This window comes from Amycolatopsis sp. CA-126428 (assembly GCF_002904335.1).
Classification (GTDB): Bacteria; Actinomycetota; Actinomycetes; order Mycobacteriales; family Pseudonocardiaceae; genus Amycolatopsis.
Genome location: NZ_PPHF01000186.1, coordinates 1 through 1,555, shown reverse-complemented (window position 1 = coordinate 1,555; position 1,555 = coordinate 1). Strand labels below are relative to the sequence as shown.

The 1,555-nt window shown below is 75.1% G+C and carries 1 protein-coding gene; it reads right to left on the bottom strand.

Translation table 11 applies throughout. From position 1 onward, the window contains the following. A partial coding sequence (locus C2L58_RS47485; RefSeq protein ID WP_146073852.1) for a type I polyketide synthase occupies nt 1-1,555 on the bottom strand: 1,555 nt, incomplete at both ends.

Genomic DNA, 1,555 nt, shown 5'->3' with positions numbered 1-1,555 from the left:
CACCCGCTGCTGCGACGGACCGTTCGGCGCCGTCAACCCGTTCGACGCACCATCCTGGTTCACCGCCGACCCGCGCACCACCGCCAGCACCGTGTGCCCACGGCGCCGCGCATCGGACAGCCGCTCCACGACCAGCACGCCGACGCCTTCGGCCCACGCCGTGCCGTCCGCGTCCTCGGAAAACGCCTTCACCCGGCCGTCGGGCGCCAACCCGCCCTGCCGGTCGAACTCCACGAACGAGCCCGGCGTCGACATCACGGTCACCCCGCCGACCAGCGCGAGCGAGCAGCCCCCGGTCCGGAGCGATTCGACCCCCCAGTGCAGGGCCACCAGCGACGACGAGCACGCCGTGTCCACCGTCACCGCGGGTCCTTCGAGGCCCAGCACGTACGCGATCCGGCCGGACAGCACGCTCGCCGCGTTGCCCGTGCCCGCGAAGCCGCCGGAGTCCGCGTCGGTGCCCAGCAGCAGCCACGGGTAGTCCTGGCCGTTCGACCCCATGAAGACGCCGACCGAGTCGCCGCGCAGCGACAGCGGATCGATGCCGGCGTCTTCGAGCGCCTCCCAGGACGTCTCGAGCAGCAGCCGCTGCTGCGGGTCCATCGCCACCGCCTCGCGCGGCGAGACCCCGAAGAAGTCCGCGTCGAAGTCCGCGGCGCCGTCGAGGAAACCGCCGATGCCCTCGCCGTCCCACCCACGGTCGGCGGGGAACGGGCTCATCGCGTCGGCACCCGCTTCGAGCAGGCCCCAGAAGTCCTCGGGCGAACGCACCCCGCCGGGGAACCGGCACCCCATCCCGACGATCACGATCGGATCGGCGTCGGTGTCGAGGACGGCGGGCACGGCCGGCTGCTCGCCGGTGTCCGCGGGCGAGCCGAGCAGCTCGCCGGCGAGGTAGCCGGCCAGGACGGTGGCGTTCGGGTAGTCGAAGACCATCGTGGCCGGCAGCCGCAGCCCGGTGGCCGCGCCGAGGGAAGTGCGCAGCTCGACGGCGGTCAGCGAGTCGAAGCCGAGATCGCGGAACGCCCGGCCCGGCTCGATGTGTTCGGGGCCGGGGTGGCCGAGCACCGCGGCGGCGTGGGCGCGCACGAGGTCGAGCAGCGCGCGGCGGGCCTCGGCGTCCGGCAGCGAGCCGATCCGGTCCGGCACGGACGAGGGGCCGTGCCCGGTGTCGTCGGCGGCCGCGTCGGCGAAGACGCGGCGGGCCTCGGGCAGGTCGCCGATGAGCGCGCTCGGCCGGGCCGCGGTGAAGCCGGGGGCGAACCGTTCCCACTCGACGTCGGCGACGGCGACGAACGTGTCGTGCGCGACCGCTTGCCGGAGCGCCAGCAGCGCCGTTTCGGCGGCCATCGGCGGCGTGCCACCGCGCCGCATCCGGGCGTCGACCTTCTCGTCGGTGGCCATGCCGCTGCCCGCCCACGGGCCCCAGGCGATCGACGTCGCCGCGAGCCCGGAAGCCGCGCGGTACTCGGCCAGCCCGTCGAGGTAGGCGTTGGCCGCCGCGTAGCTGCCCTGTCCCGCCGCGCCGACCGTGCCGGCGAACGACGAGAACAGC